General features: G+C 63.6%; 1 protein-coding gene. It reads left to right on the top strand.

Annotation, left to right across the window (positions count from 1 at the left end; all coding sequences use genetic code 11):
- Positions 1–148: 148 nt before the first annotated feature.
- On the top strand, positions 149–2130 hold a 1982-nt coding region (locus tag OKA11_RS24240; RefSeq protein WP_267225167.1), incomplete at its 3' end, for a Tn3 family transposase.

Here is a 2130-nt window from a genome sequence, read left to right as displayed (position 1 = left end):
ACGCGGGCGTAGCCGATCAGCATGGATCACAAACGAAGGTTTGAGGCGGTGACGAACATGAGCACATAAGATTGGGCTATTGTGTATCTTAACCAGCATCTCAATCAAGCTATCTCAAACCGTAGCTCGGAAAGAATAAGGAGCATGTATGCCGCGTCGCGTGACCCTGACCGATCGACAGCGCGAGGCGCTGCTTCACTTGCCGGTCGATCAAGGTGAGCTGCTGCGGCACTATACCCTCAGCGATGAGGATCTCGGGCATATCCGCCAGCGCCGGCGCGCCCACAATCGTTTTGGCTTCGCGCTGCAACTGTGCGTCCTGCGCTACCCGGGCCGGGTGCTCGCTCCTGGCGAGTTGATCCCGGCGCAGGTATCGGATTTCATCGCGGCCCAGCTCGGCCTGACCAGCGACGATCTACTCCTCTATGCCGCGCGCGAGGAGACCCGGCACGAGCATCTGGCGGACCTTCGCCGAATCTACGGCTATCGCTCCTTTTCGGGGCGGGGCGCACGGGATTTGCGCGAATGGATCGCTCGGGAAGCCGAGGCGGCGACATCGAATGAGGATCTTGCCCGTCGCTTCGTTGCGGAGTGTCGCCGCACCCGCACGATCCTTCCCGGCTCCTCGACGATCGAGCGCCTTTGCGCCGATGCGCTGGTTGAGGCCGAGCGCCGGATCGAGGATCTTATCGCCCATCGCATCACGCCAACCCTGAGCGAGAATTTGGCTCACCTGTTGGAGGATACGGTGGATGGTCGCGTCACGCGCTTCGTATGGCTGCGACAGTTCGAGGTTGGCGCAAATTCAGCAGCCGCTAACCGGCTGATGGATCGACTGGAATATCTTCAAAGGTTCGATCTTCCGGCGGATTTGCTGGACGGCGTGCCGGCGCATCGTGTGACCCGGCTTCGCCGGCAGGGCGAGCGCTATTACGCCGACGGCATGCGTGATCTGCCCGAAGACAGGCGGCTTGCGATCCTCGCTGTCTGCACCCTGGAATGGCGGTCATCGCTGGCCGATGTCATCGTGGAGACCCACGATCGCATCGTAGGCCGTCTCTATCGGGCCTCCGAACGCCTTTGCAACACCAGGATCGCCGACGAAAAGGCGGCCGTTCGGGACACGCTGAAGTCCTTTGCCGAAATCGGTGGTGCTTTGCTTGGAGCGCAGGACGATGGCACGGCCCTGGACGGGATAATCGCCACCGGGCCTGGCTGGGAACGGTTCAGAACCCTTGTCGCCACGGCCTCCGCGCTGACCAACGTGCTCGCGGCCGACCCGCTCAGCCGTGTGCTGGACGGCTATCACCGTTTCCGCCTCTACGCGCCCAGGATGCTGCGCCTGCTCGACATGCAGGCGGCGCCGATCGCCACGCCTCTTCTGGCGGCCGTTGCGATGCTGCGTAACGGGATCAAGGTCGATCCGCCGGTGGATTTTCTACGTCCCAACTCGAAATGGCATCGTCATCTTCGCGCTGAGCCCAGCGGCGACCACCGGCTTTGGGAAATCGCGGTGCTGTTCCACATCCGCGACGCCTTCCGGTCCGGTGACATATGGTTGGCGGGATCGCGCCGCTATGGCGACCTCAAGCAGCTTCTGGTCCCGCCACAGGCGATAGAGCAGACCGCGCGGCTCGCCGTGCCGCTGCGACCCGGCGAATGGCTGGCCGAGCGCAGGGCTCGACTGGATACACGGCTGAAGGAGTTTGGCCGCGCGGCGCGAACCGGCACGATCCCAGGCGGCATCATCGAGAACGGCAAGCTGCACATCGACAAGCTGAGGGCCGACACGCCCGAAGGGGCCGAGGATCTCGTGCTCGATCTCTATCAACAGCTCCCGCCCGCGAGGATCACCGATCTGTTGCTGGAAGTCGATGAGCGAACCGGATTTTCCGAGGCGTTCACGCATCTGCGCACCGGCGCGCCCTGCAGCGACCGGATCGGCCTGATGAACGTGTTGCTGGCGGAAGGCGTCAATCTCGGTTTGCGCAAGATGGCGGCGGCGACCAACACGCACAGCTTCTGGGAATTGCTGCGGATCGCGCGCTGGCATGTCGAAGGCAGCGCCTATGATCGGGCGCTCGCCATGATCGTGGAGGCCCACGCCGCCCTGCCCATGGCCGCCTTCTG

The organism is Novosphingobium clariflavum (assembly GCF_026420865.1).
Taxonomy (GTDB): Bacteria; Pseudomonadota; Alphaproteobacteria; order Sphingomonadales; family Sphingomonadaceae; genus Novosphingobium; species Novosphingobium clariflavum.
The sequence above is the reverse complement of the archived record's forward strand: the minus strand, read 5'-3'. Positions and strand labels throughout refer to the sequence as shown.